The organism is Pseudomonas sp. B1(2018) (assembly GCF_003097365.1).
Classification (GTDB): Bacteria; Pseudomonadota; Gammaproteobacteria; order Pseudomonadales; family Pseudomonadaceae; genus Aquipseudomonas; species Aquipseudomonas laurylsulfatiphila.
This window is the reverse complement of the sequence record NZ_PYUK01000010.1, coordinates 1-17,878: the sequence shown is the minus strand read 5'-3', so window position 1 is coordinate 17,878 and position 17,878 is coordinate 1. Positions and strand designations below refer to the sequence as shown.

The 17,878-nt window shown below is 60.1% G+C and carries 14 protein-coding genes, 1 rRNA gene and 1 pseudogene; 9 read left to right on the top strand and 7 right to left on the bottom strand.

Going from position 1 to position 17,878, the window contains the following annotated elements:
• Positions 1-213: 213 nt before the first annotated feature.
• From C9422_RS17050 to C9422_RS17030, 5 genes are read right to left on the bottom strand one after another with little or no spacing between them, the layout of a single operon-like run.
• Entirely contained in the window at positions 214-1,047 is an 834-nt protein-coding gene (locus C9422_RS17050) for a class I SAM-dependent methyltransferase (protein WP_116581456.1), read from the bottom strand.
• Positions 1,041-2,198, bottom strand: a complete 1,158-nt coding sequence (locus C9422_RS17045; protein ID WP_116581455.1) for an acyltransferase — start codon at positions 2,196-2,198, stop codon at positions 1,041-1,043. Before C9422_RS17045 ends, C9422_RS17050 begins: the two co-directional genes overlap by 7 nt.
• Positions 2,195-3,079: a bifunctional 2-polyprenyl-6-hydroxyphenol methylase/3-demethylubiquinol 3-O-methyltransferase UbiG gene (locus C9422_RS17040; RefSeq protein WP_116581454.1), complete on the bottom strand. Its 885-nt coding sequence runs from the start codon at positions 3,077-3,079 to the stop codon at positions 2,195-2,197. Before C9422_RS17040 ends, C9422_RS17045 begins: the two co-directional genes overlap by 4 nt.
• Positions 3,076-4,371, bottom strand: coding sequence for a glycosyltransferase (locus tag C9422_RS17035; RefSeq protein WP_116581453.1), 1,296 nt, complete (start codon positions 4,369-4,371; stop codon positions 3,076-3,078). The genes C9422_RS17040 and C9422_RS17035 overlap by 4 nt, the downstream gene beginning before the upstream one ends.
• Positions 4,365-5,942 (bottom strand): glycosyltransferase, encoded by a 1,578-nt coding sequence (locus C9422_RS17030; RefSeq protein ID WP_256589977.1) that lies wholly within the window; start codon positions 5,940-5,942, stop codon positions 4,365-4,367. The genes C9422_RS17035 and C9422_RS17030 overlap by 7 nt, the downstream gene beginning before the upstream one ends.
• A gap of 422 nt (positions 5,943-6,364) precedes the next feature.
• Between C9422_RS17030 and C9422_RS17025 the strand changes: the two genes are divergently transcribed.
• The 9 genes and pseudogenes from C9422_RS17025 to C9422_RS16985 all read left to right on the top strand — a co-directional run.
• The gene (locus C9422_RS17025; RefSeq protein ID WP_116581451.1) at positions 6,365-7,279 is read left to right on the top strand and encodes a GDP-mannose 4,6-dehydratase; all 915 of its coding nucleotides are present in this window, start codon (positions 6,365-6,367) and stop codon (positions 7,277-7,279) included.
• Positions 7,276-8,247 (top strand): GDP-mannose 4,6-dehydratase, encoded by a 972-nt coding sequence (gmd, locus tag C9422_RS17020; RefSeq protein ID WP_007988274.1) that lies wholly within the window; start codon positions 7,276-7,278, stop codon positions 8,245-8,247. Before C9422_RS17025 ends, gmd begins: the two co-directional genes overlap by 4 nt.
• 3 nt (positions 8,248-8,250) lie before the next feature.
• The gene (locus tag C9422_RS17015; RefSeq protein WP_116581450.1) at positions 8,251-9,693 is read left to right on the top strand and encodes a mannose-1-phosphate guanylyltransferase/mannose-6-phosphate isomerase; all 1,443 of its coding nucleotides are present in this window, start codon (positions 8,251-8,253) and stop codon (positions 9,691-9,693) included.
• On the top strand, positions 9,694-10,491 hold the full coding sequence (locus C9422_RS17010) for an ABC transporter permease (protein ID WP_007970681.1): 798 nt from the start codon (positions 9,694-9,696) through the stop codon (positions 10,489-10,491).
• Positions 10,491-11,744: an ABC transporter ATP-binding protein gene (locus tag C9422_RS17005; protein WP_116581449.1), complete on the top strand. Its 1,254-nt coding sequence runs from the start codon at positions 10,491-10,493 to the stop codon at positions 11,742-11,744. Before C9422_RS17010 ends, C9422_RS17005 begins: the two co-directional genes overlap by 1 nt.
• Positions 11,741-13,108 (top strand): glycosyltransferase family 1 protein, encoded by a 1,368-nt coding sequence (locus C9422_RS17000; RefSeq protein WP_116581448.1) that lies wholly within the window; start codon positions 11,741-11,743, stop codon positions 13,106-13,108. The genes C9422_RS17005 and C9422_RS17000 overlap by 4 nt, the downstream gene beginning before the upstream one ends.
• Positions 13,092-14,222, top strand: a complete 1,131-nt coding sequence (locus tag C9422_RS16995) for a glycosyltransferase family 1 protein (RefSeq protein WP_116581447.1) — start codon at positions 13,092-13,094, stop codon at positions 14,220-14,222. Before C9422_RS17000 ends, C9422_RS16995 begins: the two co-directional genes overlap by 17 nt.
• Entirely contained in the window at positions 14,223-15,353 is a 1,131-nt protein-coding gene (locus tag C9422_RS16990; RefSeq protein WP_116581446.1) for a glycosyltransferase family 4 protein, read from the top strand. It abuts the gene before it with no gap.
• Positions 15,354-15,515: 162 nt separating this feature from the next.
• Positions 15,516-15,676, top strand: a pseudogene (locus tag C9422_RS16985) (LysR family transcriptional regulator); the annotation flags it as partial.
• Between the two features lie 12 nt (positions 15,677-15,688).
• Here C9422_RS16985 and mrdA read toward each other — a convergent pair.
• Positions 15,689-17,581, bottom strand: a complete 1,893-nt coding sequence (gene mrdA / locus C9422_RS16980; protein WP_116581445.1) for a penicillin-binding protein 2 — start codon at positions 17,579-17,581, stop codon at positions 15,689-15,691.
• Between the two features lie 200 nt (positions 17,582-17,781).
• Positions 17,782-17,878: ribosomal RNA gene (gene rrf / locus C9422_RS16975) — 5S ribosomal RNA — on the bottom strand; the annotation flags it as partial.

Genomic DNA, 17,878 nt, shown 5'->3' with positions numbered 1-17,878 from the left:
CTCAACTTTGGTGGTAACCGCCCAGTTGGGTGGGTGTAATGCCCCATTTATGGAGAGAGGGGCGGCCCTGTTGCACCGGCCGCTTTTGCCAGGGGCTGCCTGCCCCCGCAGCCTGGCGGACTTTGCTGATCCGGCTTGATGCGATGCTACGGGACGGCATCCATGGCTGTACCTGACGGCCTGTTGCAGACCGTCACCCCCACCGTTGGCCAATCAGGGTTTACGCGCAATGATCACCTGGCTCTTGGCTACCACCGCATCCAGCGCCTGCTTGATCTGTGTACCCCGTGGCGAAGCCAGGATCGCCTGCCAGGTGTCCGCCCAGTGGTTGAGCAATGGATGGTCGGGGTTGCTGAAGTCGACCTTGGCTTCCCAGAACAGCAGCATCCACATCGACCAGTAGAATCCATACTGGCTGTGGCTGATCACTTCCAGGCCGGCATCGCTGACCATGGCCTTGAACTGCGCTTCGCTGATGATGCGGATGTGGTTGGGCTTCTGGAAGTACTCGGCCGCCGCGATGTCTTTCTGCAGGTCTTCGGAGCTGGGGTGCGGGACGCTCAGCAGATACAACGCTCCCGGTTTACCCACTCGCACCAGTTCAGCGAGGAACTGGGCCGGATCGTCCACATGCTCGATGACCTCGGTCGATACCACCCGAGTGGCGGTCGCATCCGCAATCGGCAGCGGGTTGCAATCGGTGACGTGGCATTCGACGTCGCGGGCCGATGTATCGCCCAAGCGCTGGCGGGTCGCTTCGACCTTGGCCGCGTCGATATCGGCGATGATGATCTTCGCTCCGCGCATCCCGCAGAAATGCACGTTGCCGCCGTCGCCACAGCCCACATCCAGCAGTGTGTCCTCGGGAGTCACGGGGAAGCCCCTGAACAGTTCGCCGGTCTGCTGATTGAACCAGCCGCTGAGCATGGCGTCGTGCAGGCCGAGCATATAGGGGTCGACCTTCTCCGCCAGGGGTGGGGCAGGCGCAATCTCTGGCTGCACAGGCGCGGGCGTGCCCGCCGTGAGTTTCTTCAAAAGGCTCAGCATGAGGTGGCTCCAGAGGATGAGACGGCTGTTCGGGAGGTGCCCAGGCGTTTGACCAGCGAGGCGCCGCGGTTGCGCATGGGCATTTCGATGTAGCGATAGTTGAGTTCGCTCAGCAGCACGATCAGGCCGCCTGCCATCAGCAACATCAGTATCGGATGGCCAGCCGGGCTGGGCAGCCCGGCAGCCTGCAAACGGAAAATGAATTCACGCACCAGCAAGTAGGCCGGGATATGGATCAGGTAGATCCCGTAGGAACGGCTGCCGACCCACGTCATCAGGTGCTTGAACACGCCGCGCGGCAACAGGTAATCGCGGTTGTAGGAAGCGATCCAGACCAGCACTGCGCACAGCACCGCGATCACACCGATCCGGTAATGGGTAAAGGTAAAGCGATCCGTGGCCATGTAGCTGAGCAGCAGCGACACCGTGATCAGTGCGGCAACACCCGCCCATGGACGACGCAGGAATGTGGGCTCCCAGCGCAGGTACGACGGTTGCGTACTCCACATCGCCAACAGCACGCCAAGGGCCAGCGCGTCGGTGCGCACCACCATCAGGATCGGCGTGCGCAAGGTGAACAACTGCACCGCAACCAGCGCCAGCAAAAGCCACACTAGGTGTTTGCGAAACAGCACGATCATCAGCGGGAACAGCAGATAGAACTGTTCTTCCAGCGACAGGCTCCAGTACACGAAACTGGTGCCGTACTCGTAGCGATAGAAACTGTCGGCAAAGCGGAAATTGGCGTACTGCGCGACGCCGGCCAGGGTCGCCTGAAGGTTCGCGTGCAGGGTGCCGAAGGCGCCGGAGCGGTTGAGAAAAAGGCACGCCAGCAACATCAGCGCCAGCCACAACCAGGCTGACGGCAGCAATCGAAAGGCCCGGCGCAACCAGAAATTGCGCGTCTGTTGCCAATACTCCCGGCGCGTTGTGCAGCGGCGCATGGCCGGGATCAGGCTGCGGGCAATGACAAAGCCCGAGATCGCGAAAAACAGATCCACGCCCCACCACGGCTGGCAGTACAGCGTGATGGCCTGCAGCAAGGGCACAGCCGCCGCGAACAGGCTGTCCTGCAAATGATGAAACAGCACGCCAAGCACCGCGATGCCGCGCAACAGCTCGATGTCCATGATCCGTTTTTCGTTGCTCATGCGCCCTCCCGGACATGAGGTTTTCGAGCAATGATCACCTGGCTCTTGGGCATGAACCGGTCCAGCATCTGCTTGATCGCCAACCCGTCGGGCTGTGCCAGCAAGTCCTGCCAGGTTTTTGCCCAGCTCTCCATCAGCGGCGGGTACGGCGCCTGGATCCGGTCGCGAACCGCACCCCCCAGGTCGCGCCCGGCGGCCCGTTCACTGGCCCAGAAAAAAATCATGCCCATGACCCAGAAAAACCCGGTGGCCTGGCGATGTTCGATGACCAGGCCTGCGTCCTCCACCAGCGCGGCGAACCGCTCGGGGGTGAATATCTGCACATGATTGGGCGATTGAAAGTAGCTGGCCGGGGCGATGCCTTTCTGCAAATGCTCGCCCACCGGCGACGGTACGCTCAGCAGGTACTGCGCGCCGGGGCGGCCCATACGCACCAGCTCGGCCATGAAGGGTTCCGGCTGGTCGATATGCTCGAGCACTTCCATGCACACGACTTTGCTCGCGCAACCATCGGCCAATGGCAGCGGCAGGCTGTTGCTGACCAGACCGAGATTCGCTTTATCCGACTGCGCTTGCACTTGCAGCGCCAGGTCGCGGACCTTGTCGTGTTCACTGTCGGTAAAGATCACCGAAGCGCCTTGACGCACCGCAAACAAGGTCGCGACCCCTTCGCCACAGCCGACATCCAGCAAGGTGTCGTCGGCGGTGATGGCAAACCCTTTGAGCAGTTCGCCGCTGTCGCCCGAAAACCAGCCGTCATGCATGGCATCGTGCAAGCCCACCTCTCTTGGCGACACGCGGGATTGCTCGACCGGCAATGGCGCAGGCCGGGGCTCGGGTTTCGTCTCTGGAAAGAAACGTCTGACCAATGCGCGAATCATGCCTCAGGGGTTTCCACGGCACGGTTCTCGAACAGGTGCTCGAAAAATGCCTCAAGCCGTTGTTCGGCAGTGGCCTGGCTGCAGAATTTCCTGAGGCTGGCCACTGCGTGCACGGACATCTGTGCATAACGCTCGGGATCATCCTTGGCCACGTCATAGCTTGATTGGTAAGCCCTGCACAACGACGCCCAATTGGTGACATAGCGCAAGGTACGAAACGCCCTGCGCGGGTCATGTGGCCAGGCTGTCAGTTCATCGGTGGAGTCAATCAGGAATGCATTTTCGGCATCCAGATAATCGATCATCGCCGTGGTCCGTGGTGCCACCGCCGGTTTACCACAGGACATGAACTCCATCAGCGGAAGACATTGGCCTTCGCCGTAGGACGTGTTGACCACGTAACTCGTGGCTTGCACCAGCTGCTCATAATCCGCGTCAGCCAGATAGCCGTAAATCAGCACGACCCGGCAGCGGTAAGACTGGTTTTTGTACAAGTGGTGAAGGATGTCAGTCAGTGCTTCTTCGGCATCGTGGTGCGTCAATTTGAGCACCAGCGTTGCATCGTCCACCTCGCGAAACGTCACGCAAAAGGCACTGAGCATGTCTTCCCAATTCTTGCGCCCGTCACCGGGGTTGAACACCGAGGTGTAAATCACGCCGTCGAGGACCAATTCGTGTTCACTCGGCGGGGCCTTGAAATCAATACCCACGCCTTCGCGAGTGGCCACGGGGCCGAAGGCTCGCAAGTCGAGTTCGCGGCTGTCTGCGAGCAACCCCTTGAGCGTCAACCGCACCTGACTGGCCAAGGGCTGACACTTCAAATGGGCGCCACGCTCGGAAAACCGGTCCCATACCGGGGCCGGTACCGCGATGATCGGATAGTCGGCGCCCATCGCCTCGCGCACCGCATTCACGGTGTAGCTGGAATGTGTAATCGCCGCACCCGCTGCGCGCAACACCGTGCGCCAGTCATTGAGCGGGTCACCGGCAAAGGGTTCGTTGGGGATGGTGCTGAATTCCCACGCGAACACCGGCAGCGTCGGGCAGGTGAAATTGACCGGCGTACGATGAGGCGGTGAGAACGACAGGAACACGCACGCTTCACCACGGGACAAGGCGTCCCTATACAAGGCATCGACTTCGGTCTGCGGGTCGCTGACTTCTACCACTCGCCCCAGCCGCTCCAGCACAGGTCGGTACTCCTTGAGCACGAAGTAATAGCTGTACTCCGAACGGCCAAGGTTCCGGGCAATGGTGTGCTGGTTGGTTTCCGAATGAATGATGATCAGCATGGGGCGTTATCCGTCACGGTGGCTGTCGGCAAAGCCTGCGGTACCAGCCCGAAGAAATCCGCCATGCGTTTCTGCACCGGGGCGAAAGCGCAGTAATCGTGCATGCGCTCGACGGCGGCGAGGGACATGCGCTGATACTCCAGCGGTTGTTCCTTGGCCAGACGGTAACTGTTTTCGTAAGCGCTTTTCAGCGACCCCCAATCCGGCCGGTAACGCAGGGTGCGGTAGATGATGCGAGTGTCCTGCGGCCAGATGGTCAGTTCTTCGCTGGACCTGACCACAAACGCCACACGCTCATCGATGTAGTCCTCCATGGCCGTGTGATCCGGGGCAATCACCGGTTTGCCGCTGGCCATGAACTCCATCAGCGGCAGGCACAGCCCTTCGCAGCGCGAGGCATTGACATAGTAACTGGCGGCTTCGTACAGCCGGGCGTATTGCGGGTCGTCCAGGTAGCCGTGCATGACCACCACCCGACAGGCGAACGGCGAAAGCTGGGCGAGCAACGTCATCAGTTCGTCGTGGTAGGACGACAGATCACTTTGGGTAATCTTCAGCACCAGCGTCGCGTCAGACGTTTCGCGGAACGCCCAGCAGAATGCGGTGATCAGTTGATGCCAGTTCTTGCGCCCGTCACGCGGGTTGAACACGGTGACGTACACCACACCGTCAACCTGTGTTTCAACCTGGGCGGTGGTGTCCGGCCACTGTCGCGGTTCTGGCTCGGGTACTGCCATCGTCTGCGGGCCGGCGATGGCCGGCAACCAGTCCGCGAGACGCTCATGGGCGGTTTGCGACAACAAGTCGCGAATCCCTTCCCAATACCACTGGCTTAGAAAATGAGTGCGATGCACCGGGACCGGCAGCGATTTGCCTTTGTCCAGGCGCCACATATGCAGGTAATGACGAGCAATCACAAAGCGCCGCTTGAGCGTCAGCGGCGGTGGTTTCAATGCCTCAAGCTCAGCCTCGAGCGCCGCCCGTTCTTCGGCGGTCGGCACGACGGGAATCAGTGCATCGGCACTCAGCCCGAGTGTGCGTGTATCGAAGATGCACCCCTTGATGTCCAGGGTCGAGCCGGCGCTGATCGGGACGCTGGTGTGGCGACTACGAATGTCGGCGAAGTTTTCCCACAACGGCGTCGGCAGCACCAGCACCGGGAAATCTTCGCCCATGGCCCGACGAATCGCCCGGGCGGTATGACTGGAAAGCGTGATCACCCGGCCCTGGCGCGCGAGCATTTGTGTCCAGTCCTGGCGCGGGTCGTTATCCCATTGCTCATCGGGAATCGAATCAAACTCCCAGGCCACCACGCAGATCGTCGGGCACTCAAGGTCGTTCGGGGTTTTCTGCGGTGGCGTAAACGACAGGAACAGACTGTCTTCGCCGGCGGCCAATAATTTTTTGTAGAGCGGATCGACCTCGGCGGTGGAGGACACCACATGCACTCGCCCAAGGCTTTCGAGCACAGGGCGATATGCCTTGAGCACGAAGTAGTAACTGTATTCGGGACGACCGAGGCTCTGGCTGATGGAGCTGTCGTTGATGTCCGAGTAAAGAATGAAATTCATGGCATCCCACCGTGACGCCGCCATCCCGGCAGCCTCACGCTATGACGGGGAGGACAGGGTTCGAGCCAGTGTTTGCTGGCGCTCGTCCATCGTCTTCCTGCCCGTCTTCGTTCTTGTTTTAGTAGTCAGTTTCTCGCAGTTTCGAAGCGACGCTGCCGAACCCCGGGTAATCGTGACGAGGGGCATTCTAAACACATCCATCGAGGGTTCGTGAACCGCCTGGCGAGAATAATTCAGGCTACGCTGAGGAGAACCGATCAGTCACGATTGGACTTGTTGAAATTGCCGAGCAAATGGCACAGATTGGCTACCAAACAACTACAACAAACATTTCACCCACCATTCGAGCGATCATGTCGCTCGCAAGTTTTTCCATGGAGCCCGTGGAAAATGGATGAAATGCATGACCAAGGGGTCGCTGTTTGAAAAAACGTCTGTTTGTCACGGGTCTGAGTGGATTCGTAGGACAACACATCCAATCGCGTTTGCAGGCTGATACCTCGGAATGGGAGCTGCTGCCGGTTCCTTGCCGCTACGATCTTGCTGCGCCGGACAGCCTTGAAGGCTTGTGGCCGCAAATGCCCGACGCGGTGATTCACCTGGCCGGCCAGACGTTCGTCCCGCAGGCCTTTCGTGATCCGGCCGGCACCCTGAACATCAATCTGCTGGGCACCCTGAACCTGCTGCAAGCCCTCAAGGCACGCGGGTTCACCGGCACGTTTCTGTACGTCAGCTCCGGTGATGTCTATGGCCAGGTCGCTGAAGAGCATCTGCCCATCACTGAATTGCAGCCCCCCTGCCCGCGCAATCCTTATGCCGTGAGCAAACTGTCGGCCGAGTTCCTGAGTCTGCAATGGGGCCTGAGCGAAGGTTGGCCCGTGCTGGTCGCCCGCCCGTTCAACCACATCGGCGGCGGACAGAAGGACAGTTTCGTCATCGCCAGCGCCGCCCGTCAGATCTGCCGGATCAAGCAAGGCCTGCAAGCGCCACGACTGGAGGTCGGGGACATCGACGTCACGCGTGACTTCCTCGATGTCGCGGACGTGGTCTCGGCCTACCTGGCATTGCTGGAAAAAGGCACACCGGGGCAGGTCTACAACATTTGCTCGGGGCGCGAGCAGAGCATTCGCAGTCTGATCGAACAACTGGCAGATCTTGCCCAGGTCGACCTGCAACTGGTCCAGGACCCTGCGCGGCTTCGCCGCGCGGATCAGCGTCGGGTGTGCGGCAGCTCTGACAGGCTGGCCCAGACCACCGGATGGAAGTCTGAAATCACAACACAACAATCCCTGCGGGCGATCCTGTCCGACTGGGAGAAGCGAGTACGACAAGTATGACTAAAAGTGCATTGATCACGGGGATCACCGGCCAGGATGGCGCCTATCTGGCCAAACTGCTGCTCGACAAGGGTTACAAAGTCCACGGCCTGGTCGCGCGTCGCAGCAGCGACTCGCGCTGGCGCCTGCGCGAGATGGGGGTCGAGGCGGACATCGTCTACCTCGATGGCGACATGGCCGATGCCTGTTCAGTGCAGCGTGCGGTGATCAAGTCAGCGCCGGACGAGGTCTACAACCTCGCTGCGCAAAGCTTTGTCGCGGCCTCCTGGGATCAGCCGGTGACCACCGGCATCGTCGACGGCCTGGGCGTTACGCACTTGCTCGAAGCGATCCGCCAGTTCAGTCCGCACACACGTTTCTATCAGGCGTCCACCAGCGAAATGTTCGGCCTGATCCAGGCCGAGCAGCAGGACGAGAACACGCCGTTCTATCCGCGCAGCCCTTATGGCGTGGCCAAACTGTATGGCCACTGGATTACCGTGAACTACCGCGAAAGCTTCAACCTGCACGCCAGCAGCGGGATTCTGTTCAACCATGAATCACCACTGCGCGGCATCGAGTTCGTCACTCGCAAGGTCACCGACGCCGCCGCCCGGATCAAACAGGGCAAACAGCAGGAACTGCGCCTGGGCAACATCGACGCCAAGCGCGACTGGGGTTTTGCCGGGGACTACGTCGAAGCCATGTGGCTGATGCTGCAACAGGACAAACCCGACGACTTCGTGGTGGCCACCGGCGTGACCACCACTGTGCGCGAGATGTGTCGGATCGCCTTCGATCATGTGGGCCTGAACTACCGCGACTACGTGAAGATCGACCCCGCGTTCTTCCGCCCGGCCGAAGTCGAAGTGCTGCTCGGCAACCCTGCCAAGGCCCAGCGTGTACTGGGCTGGAAACCAAAAACCGACCTGGATACCTTGATCCGCATGATGATGGATGCGGACATGAAACGCGTCGCCAAGGAGTAGGCCATGCTGATTCCCGTGATTCTCTCCGGCGGTGCCGGGACAAGGTTGTGGCCGGTGTCGCGTGAAGGCCATCCCAAACCGTTCATGGCCTTGCCTGACGGCCAGTCGCTGCTGGGCAAGACCTATCGGCGTGCCGCCGACCTGCTCGACGGCTGGGGCGATATCGTCACGGTGACCAACCGCGAATACTACTTCCAGAGCAAGGATCACTTTCGGGACGCGCACCTTGGCCGTCATCGCGGGCACTTCCTGCTGGAGCCGACGGGACGCAATACGGCGCCGGCGATTGCCGCCGCTGCCCTCTCCCTCCAGGCCCTGCATGGCGACGACGCGATCATGCTGGTCATGCCGGCCGACCATCTGATCGTCAATGTCGACGCACTGAAGGACGCGGTCGAGCATGCCGTGACATTGGCCAGGTGCGGTCACCTGGTGACCTTCGGTGTGGTGCCCAGCGCTCCGGAAACCGGTTTTGGCTACATCGAGGCCGGCACACCGCTGGACGACAAAGGCGCTGCCAGCGTAAGGCGTTTCGTCGAAAAGCCCGACCTGCAAACCGCGACGCATTACGTGGAAAGCGGCAATTTCCTGTGGAACTCCGGGATGTTCTGCTTCTCGGTCGCCACCCTGCTGGCCGAACTGCAAACCCACGCTCCCGATTTGCTGGAGCAGACGCAAACCTGCATGGCCGCCAGCGCGGCGGTGGAAAACGCCGGGAGCGTACAACAGGAACTGTCACCGGCCCTGTTTGGCGAAATCATGGACATTTCCATCGACTACGCGTTGATGGAGCGCTCCGACAAAGTGGTCGTCGTGCCCGCCCGTTTCGACTGGAGCGACATCGGCTCCTGGGGCGCGGTGGCCGCGCTGGTACCGGCGGATGCACAGAACAACCGCGCCGTCGGCGAGGCGATTTTCATCGACAGCCACAACAACTTCGTCCAGAGCGACAACCGTCTGGTCGCGACCGTGGGCGTGGATGACCTGATCATCGTCGACACCGCCGACGCGGTGCTGGTGGCCCACGCCGACCGCGCCCAGGATGTGCGCCGGGTGGCCAGGCAACTCAAGGACAAGGAGCACGAGGCCTATCGCCTGCACCGTACGGTCAGCCGGCCATGGGGCACCTACACCGTGCTCGAGGAAGGCCCGCGCTTCAAGATCAAACGTATCGTGGTCAAGCCCGGCGCCAAGCTCTCATTACAGATGCACCACCATCGCAATGAACACTGGGTGGTGGTCGAAGGCATGGCCAAGGTCACCAACAACGGCACCGGCACGCACCTGGTGGCCAAGAACGAATCGACCTTCATTGCCGCCGGTCATAAGCATCGCCTGGAGAATCCCGGTGTGATCGACCTTGTGATCATCGAAGTGCAAAGCGGCGAATACCTGGGAGAGGACGACATCGTCCGCTTCGAAGACCAATACGGCAGGACGGTTTGAATGCTGCTTTCTTTGTACCGCTCGCTGTGGAGCTACCGGGGCTTCATCCTCGGTAGCGTCAAGCGAGAGTTCCAGGCGCGTTATCGCAATTCACTGTTCGGCGCCTTGTGGACCGTGCTTAACCCGCTGTCCATGATCATCGTCTACACCGTGATCTTTTCCCACATCATGCGCGCCCGTTTGCCTGGGGTGGATGACGGCTTGGCTTACAGCGTCTACCTCTGTGCCGGACTGCTGACGTGGGGTTTGTTCGCCGAAATCACCGTCCGCAGTCAGAACATGTTTCTGGACAACGCCAACCTGCTGAAAAAAATCAGCTTTCCGCGGATCTGCCTGCCGGTCATCGTGCTGTTCAACGCCGGCATCAACTTCGCGATCATCATCGGCCTGTTCCTCGGCTTTCTGTTGCTCACCGGGCGACTGCCGGGCATGGCGCTGCTGGCGCTCATTCCTCTGCTCGCGTTACAGGTGATGTTTTGTGCCGGGTTGGGGATGATTCTTGGCGTACTGAATGTGTTCTTTCGCGATGTCGGGCAATTTTTCGCCATTTGCCTGCAATTCTGGTTCTGGCTGACGCCTATCGTGTACCCGATGAGTATTCTGCCCGATTGGGTGCAGCGCCTGCTGCAACTCAACCCCCTGACCAACCTGATGTCCAGCTACCAGAACCTGTTTCTCTACGGTCAATGGCCCGTCTGGAGTTCGCTGCTGCCGATCATGGTCGCCAGTGTCTTGTTCTTCGTCATCGGACTGCGCCTGTTTCGACAGCGGGTCGGCGAAATGGTGGATGAACTCTGATGGGACACATACGCGTCACCGGCCTGGGCAAGGCCTATAAACAGTACCCTACCCGCTGGAGTCGACTGGCCGAGTGGCTGATCCCGTTTTCGCCGATCCGTCATCGCCAGCATTGGGTGCTACAAGACGTGACTTTCCAGATTGCCCCCGGAGAATCGGTGGGCATCGTCGGGGTCAACGGCGCCGGCAAAAGCACCTTGTTGAAGATGATCACCGGCACCACCCAACCCACCTGCGGCACCATTGAGCTCGAAGGCCGCGTCGCCGCCCTGCTGGAACTGGGCATGGGTTTTCATGCGGACTTTACCGGCCGGCAGAATGCCGTCATGGCCGGGCAATTGCTGGGCATGCAGGTCGAAGAAATAGAAGCCTTGATGCCGGAAATCGAAGGTTTCGCGGAAATTGGCGACGCCATCGACCACCCGGTGCGTACTTATTCCAGCGGCATGCAAATGCGTCTGGCGTTCAGCGTGGCTACTGCGCGACGCCCGGACATTTTGATCGTCGACGAAGCACTGTCGGTGGGCGACGCCTACTTCCAGCACAAAAGTTTCGATCGCATCCGCAGCTTTCGCAAAGCCGGCACCACGCTGTTGATCGTCTCCCATGACCGCTCGGCGATTCAGTCGATCTGCGACTCGGCGATCCTCCTGGAAAACGGCCACATGGCCATGCACGACACCCCCGAAGCCGTCATGGATTACTACAACGCCCTGCTCGCCGAGCGAGAAGGACAGACCGTGCGCCAGGAAATGCTCTCTGGCGGTCAGGTCAGTACCATTTCGGGAACGGGTGAGGCCAGGATTCTGAACGTGCGCCTGCTCGACAAACATGAGCGGTCCATCGACGCCGCCGAAGTCGGCCAGCCGGTGGTGCTGGAGGTGAATGTCGAAGTTCGCCAGGACATCGAGCGGCTGGTGCTGGGCTTCATGATCAAGGATCGCCTGGGCCAGGCCATGTACGGCATCAACACCCATCGCCAGGATCAGGCGCTGAGCGACCTGCAGGCTGGCGAGCGCGTGACCTACCGCTTTGCTTTCGTCATGGGGCTGGGCAAGGGTAACTATTCCGTGGCGTTGAGCTTGTCACGCCTGGACTCGCACCTGGACCGCAACTTCGAATGGCGCGATTACGGGTTGGTGTTCCATGTGATCAACAACCGCCAGGAAGATTTTGTCGGCTGCTCGTGGCTGGCCGCGAAGACCACCGTCACGCGCTCGAGCGCGCCGGTCACCTCGGGGAGTACGCCATGACCCGTCTTCTGGTCGAATGCACCCACGTATTCCAACACCCCAAGGTCAATTCGGGCATTCAGCGGGTGGTGCGCAACGTCGTCAACCAGCTACCAGAATCCCTCGACGGTGTTGAATGCATCCCGGTAGTGATGCTCAAGGGCAAACTCTATCGGGTACTGAAACTCGGCGCGCTGAACATCCCGCTTTTCGATCAGGTGATGGTGTTCGGCGCAAGACTTGGCCGGCTGGCACATCGTTTCTGGCAATGGCACCAGCGGCTCGACCAACGCCTGACATCGCGGTTCGTCCGACGCCTGGTGTACGTAACTTATCGACTGACAGCACTGACCTGCTTCAGCGTGCCGCTGCGTGTGATCGACCAGCTCGATCAGTATCAACTGCCCAAACGTTGCGCACCGTTACAGCATCAACCGGGGGATCAACTGGTGTTGCTGGACTCGTCCTGGCACACCGACTTTTTCCCGTTTGCCGAACAGCTCAAACGCGAAGGCGTGGGCATCGTTTCAGTGATCTACGACCTGATTCCCCTGACGCACCCGCAGTTCTACGACACACGGCTGGTGCAGGTATTCAACGAGTGGTTCGACTGGATCACCCGGACCGCCGATGGCTACGTGGCCATTTCCGCCACGGTGCGTGACCAGGTGCGAGAGGAGATTCAGCGCCGCCTGGGCTCTGCCAGGGCCACCGAGTTGTGGTTCGATTATTTTCACCTGGGCTCCGAACTCGATCTGAGGGAAGTCACCGCCGCCGTGGAACCGCGTCTTGCCCGGCTGTTCGAGACGCCGGAACCCGTATTCCTGATGGTCAGTACCATCGAACCGCGCAAAAACCACGACTACCTGCTGGACGCTTTCGAGCTGGCCTGGGCAGCGGGCTCCAGGGCCCGGCTGTGTATCGCCGGTCGGGTCGGCTGGAAATGCGACGCCCTGCTCGCCCGGGTACGCAATCACCCGCAACTGAACCAACGACTGTTCATGTTCAATGACCTGAGCGACACCAGCCTCGAACATGCCTACACCCACGCCAGTTCACTGGTGTTTCCGTCTTTTGTGGAAGGCTTCGGTCTGCCGCTGGTGGAAGCCATGCAGCGTGGACTGCCGGCCATGGGCAGCGACATTGCGGTCTTTCGTGAAATCGGCGGCGAGTTCATGGCGTATTTCGATCTGGCCGAGCCACAAAGCCTGGCTGATCTGGTCGTTCGTTTCGAGTGCAGCGGTCAATTCCCGGCCACTCGCGATGTCGCGGACTGGCGCTGGATCGGCTGGCGCGAGGCCAGTGCGCAACTGGCTGAACGCACCCTGCGCAATCTTGTAGACGTGCCGCTCATGGAAGAGAGGCAACATGCGAATTGCCCTTAACGCGCGGATTCTCCAGGCGCCACGTACCGGCATCGGCCACTACGTCGCCGAATTGGCGAACGCCCTGGCGGGTGAACCGGATGTTGAGCTGGCGCTGTTTCATGGCTGGGGCTGGAGCTCTGTGCTGCCTGAGGCGGCCATGCCCGGTTATTCCCGGCTGACACCTTTGCTGCGGCAGATTCCTGGGGCCTATCAGGCCCGACGGTGGCTGGAGCAGAAACGCTTCGATCAAGGCCGCGCGCAAGCGATCGACCTCTACCACGAGCCGAGCCTGTGGCCGCTGTCGTTCGACGGCCCGACCGTCATCACCCTGCATGACCTGACGCACCTGCACTATCCCGAAACGCAGCCGCCCGCGCGCTTGCGAGAAATCCAACGGCGCGTGACCGAGGGCGTGCAGCGGGCGAGCCTGATACTGACCGACTCGCAGTACATTGCCGACGAAGCCCAGGCACATTTCGGGCTGCCGGCCGAGCAGTTTGTCGTCGCGCCGCTGGGCGTAGCCGGACGTTTCCACCCTCGCCCCCCCGAGGCCATCGACGCTGTACTCAAGGCTCATGGCGTCGAGGCGCGGGAGTACTTCCTCTGTGTCGGCACCCTGGAGCCGCGCAAGAATCTGTCCCTGGCCCTGCGCGCCCACGCCCGATTGCCGGAATCAGTCCGTCAGCGTTTTCCATTGCTGATCGTCGGCATGGCCGGCTGGCAGCGCGAGCAGTTCAGTGAAGAATTGCAGCAGGCCCTGGCTTGCGGTTACGTCTGTTTGCTGGGCTATCTGCCTGATGAGCACGTTGCACAGCTGTTGGCAGGCGCACGGGCATTGATTTTTCCGTCGATTTACGAAGGTTTCGGCCTGCCGGTGCTGGAGGCCATGGCCTGCGGCACACCGGTCATTTTGACTCGACGCTCGGCCATGCCCGAAGTGGCAGGCCCTGCGGGCAACTATATTGAACCTGATGATCCCGACGGCTTGCGCGATGCAATGAACCGTCTGATCGAGGATCTAGCGCATTGGCAGGCATGCCGAGAAGCCGGATTGCTACAGGCAAGGCTTTTTACCTGGGAGCGCTGTGCACAAGTCACGGCCAGCGCCTATCGCCAGGCCATGGGAGATTGAATGCGAGTTCTTCATTTTTTCAAGACGTACCTGCCTGATTCGGTCGGCGGGATCGAACAAGTGATTTTCCAGTTGTGCGAAAGCGGTGCCCTGCACGGCGTTGAAGGCAAGGTACTGACACTCAGTGCCGACCCGACACCGCCGGTGATGCAGATCGCCCAACATGAAGTCCATCGAGCCAGGCTCGACATTCAGTTTGCCTCAACCGGGTTTTCCTGGAGCGTCTTCAAACAGTTTCGCGAGCTGGCGGCCGAGGCCGACGTGGTCAATTACCACTTTCCATGGCCGTTCATGGACCTGGTGCATTTCGCCAGTGGCCTGAACAAACCCAGCGTGGTGACCTATCACTCGGACATTATCCGCCAGAAAAACCTGCTCAAACTATACCGGCCGCTGATGAATCGCTTTCTGCACAGCGCCGACCGGATCGTCGCTGCATCGCCCAATTACCTGCACACCAGTGATGTGTTGCAACAGTTTCAGCACAAGACCCGAGTGATCCCCTATGGATTGAACAAGGCAGGTTACCCAGAGCCTGACAGTGATCGAACGGCTCACTGGCGGCAGAAGCTTGGCGACAAGTTCTTTCTGTTTGTGGGTGTGATGCGCTACTACAAAGGTTTGCACATCCTGCTCGACGCCCTGAAGGACCTGGATTATCCGACGGTGATTGTCGGTGCCGGCCCACTCGAAGCAGAGCTTCATGCCCAGGCGGCAGCCTTGGGTTTACGCAATGTTCACTTCCTCGGGCGTCTGGGGGACGAGGACAAAGTGGCGCTGCTGCAACTGAGCTACGCCATCGTGTTCCCGTCGCACCTGCGTTCCGAAGCCTTCGGCATTTCACTGCTTGAAGGCGCGATGTATGGCAAACCGATGATCTCCAGTGAGATTGGCACGGGCACCAGTTACATCAACATCCATAACGAAACCGGACTGGTGGTGCCCCCCAGTGATCCACTGGCGTTTCGTCAGGCGATGTGCACGCTTTGGGAAAACCCGGTGCTGGCGGCACAAATGGGCGAAAAGGCGCAGGCCCGCTATCAGAATCTGTTTACGGCGGACGAAATGGGTCGCAAATGGGCGGCGTTGTATGAGGAACTGCTGGAAGAAAAAAACCTCGCCTACGCATGAGGCTTTTTTGCAGGATCCGACTTGCTTCGGCTGCGGCGTACCAATAGCGTTACGAACTCGCGATTGTAGATGAACGTCTATGCAATGCCTGCGCAATGACCGTCTGGACTGAGACCTGCTGCGCACCTTTCGGCTGATTGGCCAGGAGCTGAGCATGCAGCGGACGTCGACGCCGGATTACTCTGGCGCCTGCCGGCCGCCGAGGGATTGCCGATGTCGACATTCATTTGCTGTGGAACCGCGAACAGAAGATGAGCCAGGCCGAAACGGTGTTCCTCGAGAGCTTCCAGCACATGCTCAGCATCCGCGAGCCTGTGCTGTGAAGCCCTGACGCTTCAGACGTGAGGATCGCCCGGCGCCTTGCCCGGTGCCGCGTACTGCGGCTTCAGGTGCCCGTCCTGATCGAGTAGCCAGGCGTCCATGATCTGCCGGACGACCGGTCCGGCGACGCGGCCACCCGCCTCACCGTTTTCGATCATCACCGAAATCACGATCTTCGGGTGCTCGGCCGGGGCGAAACCGACGAACAAGGCATTGTCGCGGTTACGCTCACGGGTTTTCTCCCGGTTGTAACGTTCGCCCTGCTTGATCGCCACCACTTGCGCGGTACCACTCTTGCCGGCAATACGGTATTGCGCGCCCGCCGCTGCGGCCCGGGCAATACCGCGGGCATCGTGCATCACCATCTGCATGCCATGGTTGACCTGCTCCCAGTCGCGTGGATCCTTGAGCAGAATATTGGGCATTGGATGCTCATCCACCGGCGCGATGCCGTCCACGGTTTTGGCCAGGTGCGGGCGATTCCACACGCCCTTGTTGGCAATCAGCGCCGTAGCCTGGGCCAATTGCAGCGGCGTGACTTGCATGTAGCCCTGGCCGATACCGAGAATCACCGTCTCGCCAGGAAACCAGGCCTGCCGACGCGTGGCGCGCTTCCATGCCTGGGATGGCATCAGGCCGGGGGATTCTTCGTTCATGTCCAGGGAAACTTTCTCACCCAGTCCGAACATCGCCATGTAGTCGTGCAGGCGATCGATCCCCAGCTTGTGTGCGAGATCATAGAAATAGGTGTCGTTGGAACGCATGATCGCTGCATCCATATCCACCCAGCCATCGCCGCTGTGGTTCCAGTTGCGGTACTTGTGATCGAAATCCGGCAGCTGGTAATAACCGGGGTCGAACACACGGGTCTGTGGCGTGACGACTCCTGCGTCGAGGCCGGCGATCGCGACTTCCGGCTTGATAGTCGAACCCGGCGCGTACAGGCCGCGCAGCACACGGTTGAACAGCGGGCGGTCGACAGAGTCGCGTAGGGTGGAGTACTCCCTGGAGCTGATGCCGGTGACGAACAGATTAGGGTCGAAACTCGGGTTGCTGACCATGGCCAGCACTTCGCCGGTCGATGGATCGAGCGCAACCACCGAGCCGCGACGATCGCCCAAGGCTTGCTCGGCGGCTTCCTGCAGCTTGACGTCGAGGCTCAGGACAATGTTTTCACCCGGCACCGGATCCGTGTGCTTGAGCACTCGCAGCACGCGACCCTGAGCATTGGTTTCGACTTCCTCATAACCGACATGGCCGTGCAGTTGCGCCTCGTAGAATTTTTCGATCCCGGTCTTGCCAATGGATTGGGTGCCTCGGTACTCGACCGTATCCAGGGCCTTTGACTCTTTCTCGTTGATGCGTCCGACGTAGCCGACCGAATGCGCGAAGTGCGCGCCCAACGGATAGTGCCGAACGAACTGCGGCTCGACATCGATGCCCGGCAAGCGGAACTCGTTGACGGCGAGTACGGCGATCTGTTCTTCGCTCAGCTCATAGAACAGCGTCACTGGTACGAAGGGGTGACGTGCCTGCTTCATCACCCTGTCGAATTGCGAGCGGTCTTCAGCGGGCAAGTGCAGGAGATTGGCGACCTCGTCCAGCTCTTCGTTGACATTGGAAGCACGTTCGCGGGTGATGGTCAGGTTGAAGCTGGGGCGGTTGTCCGCAAGGAGTACACCGTTGCGGTCATAGATCAATCCACGGGTAGGCGTAATCGGCAGGACATGTACGCGATTGTTTTCGGAGATGGTCGAGTGATAGTCGAACTCGACGACCTGCAGGACATATAGGCGTACCACCAGAGCACAGGTGATGGCGGCAACGAACAAGGCGCAGGCCAGGAGTCTCTTGTTGACCAGGCGTGTTTCTTTTTCGTGGTCCTTGATCGGTATCGGTTCAGGCACTTGTGCAGCAACTCTTTGAAAAGAATGCCGATCCGTGGGCGCAGACTCAGTCCATTAAAAATGAGCTGCACCTTACCAAACCCGGGAAGTCAGGTTTGTGTGATTTTTTTCACAATTGACCCTGAATGGGTCGCTCCCTGTTTTTTCGCGCGCAAAAACAAAACCCCAACTGCTTTCGCAATTGGGGTTTCGGAATTTAATCTTGACGATGACCTACTCTCACATGGGGAAACCCCACACTACCATCGGCGATGCATCGTTTCACTTCTGAGTTCGGGATGGGATCAGGTGGTTCCA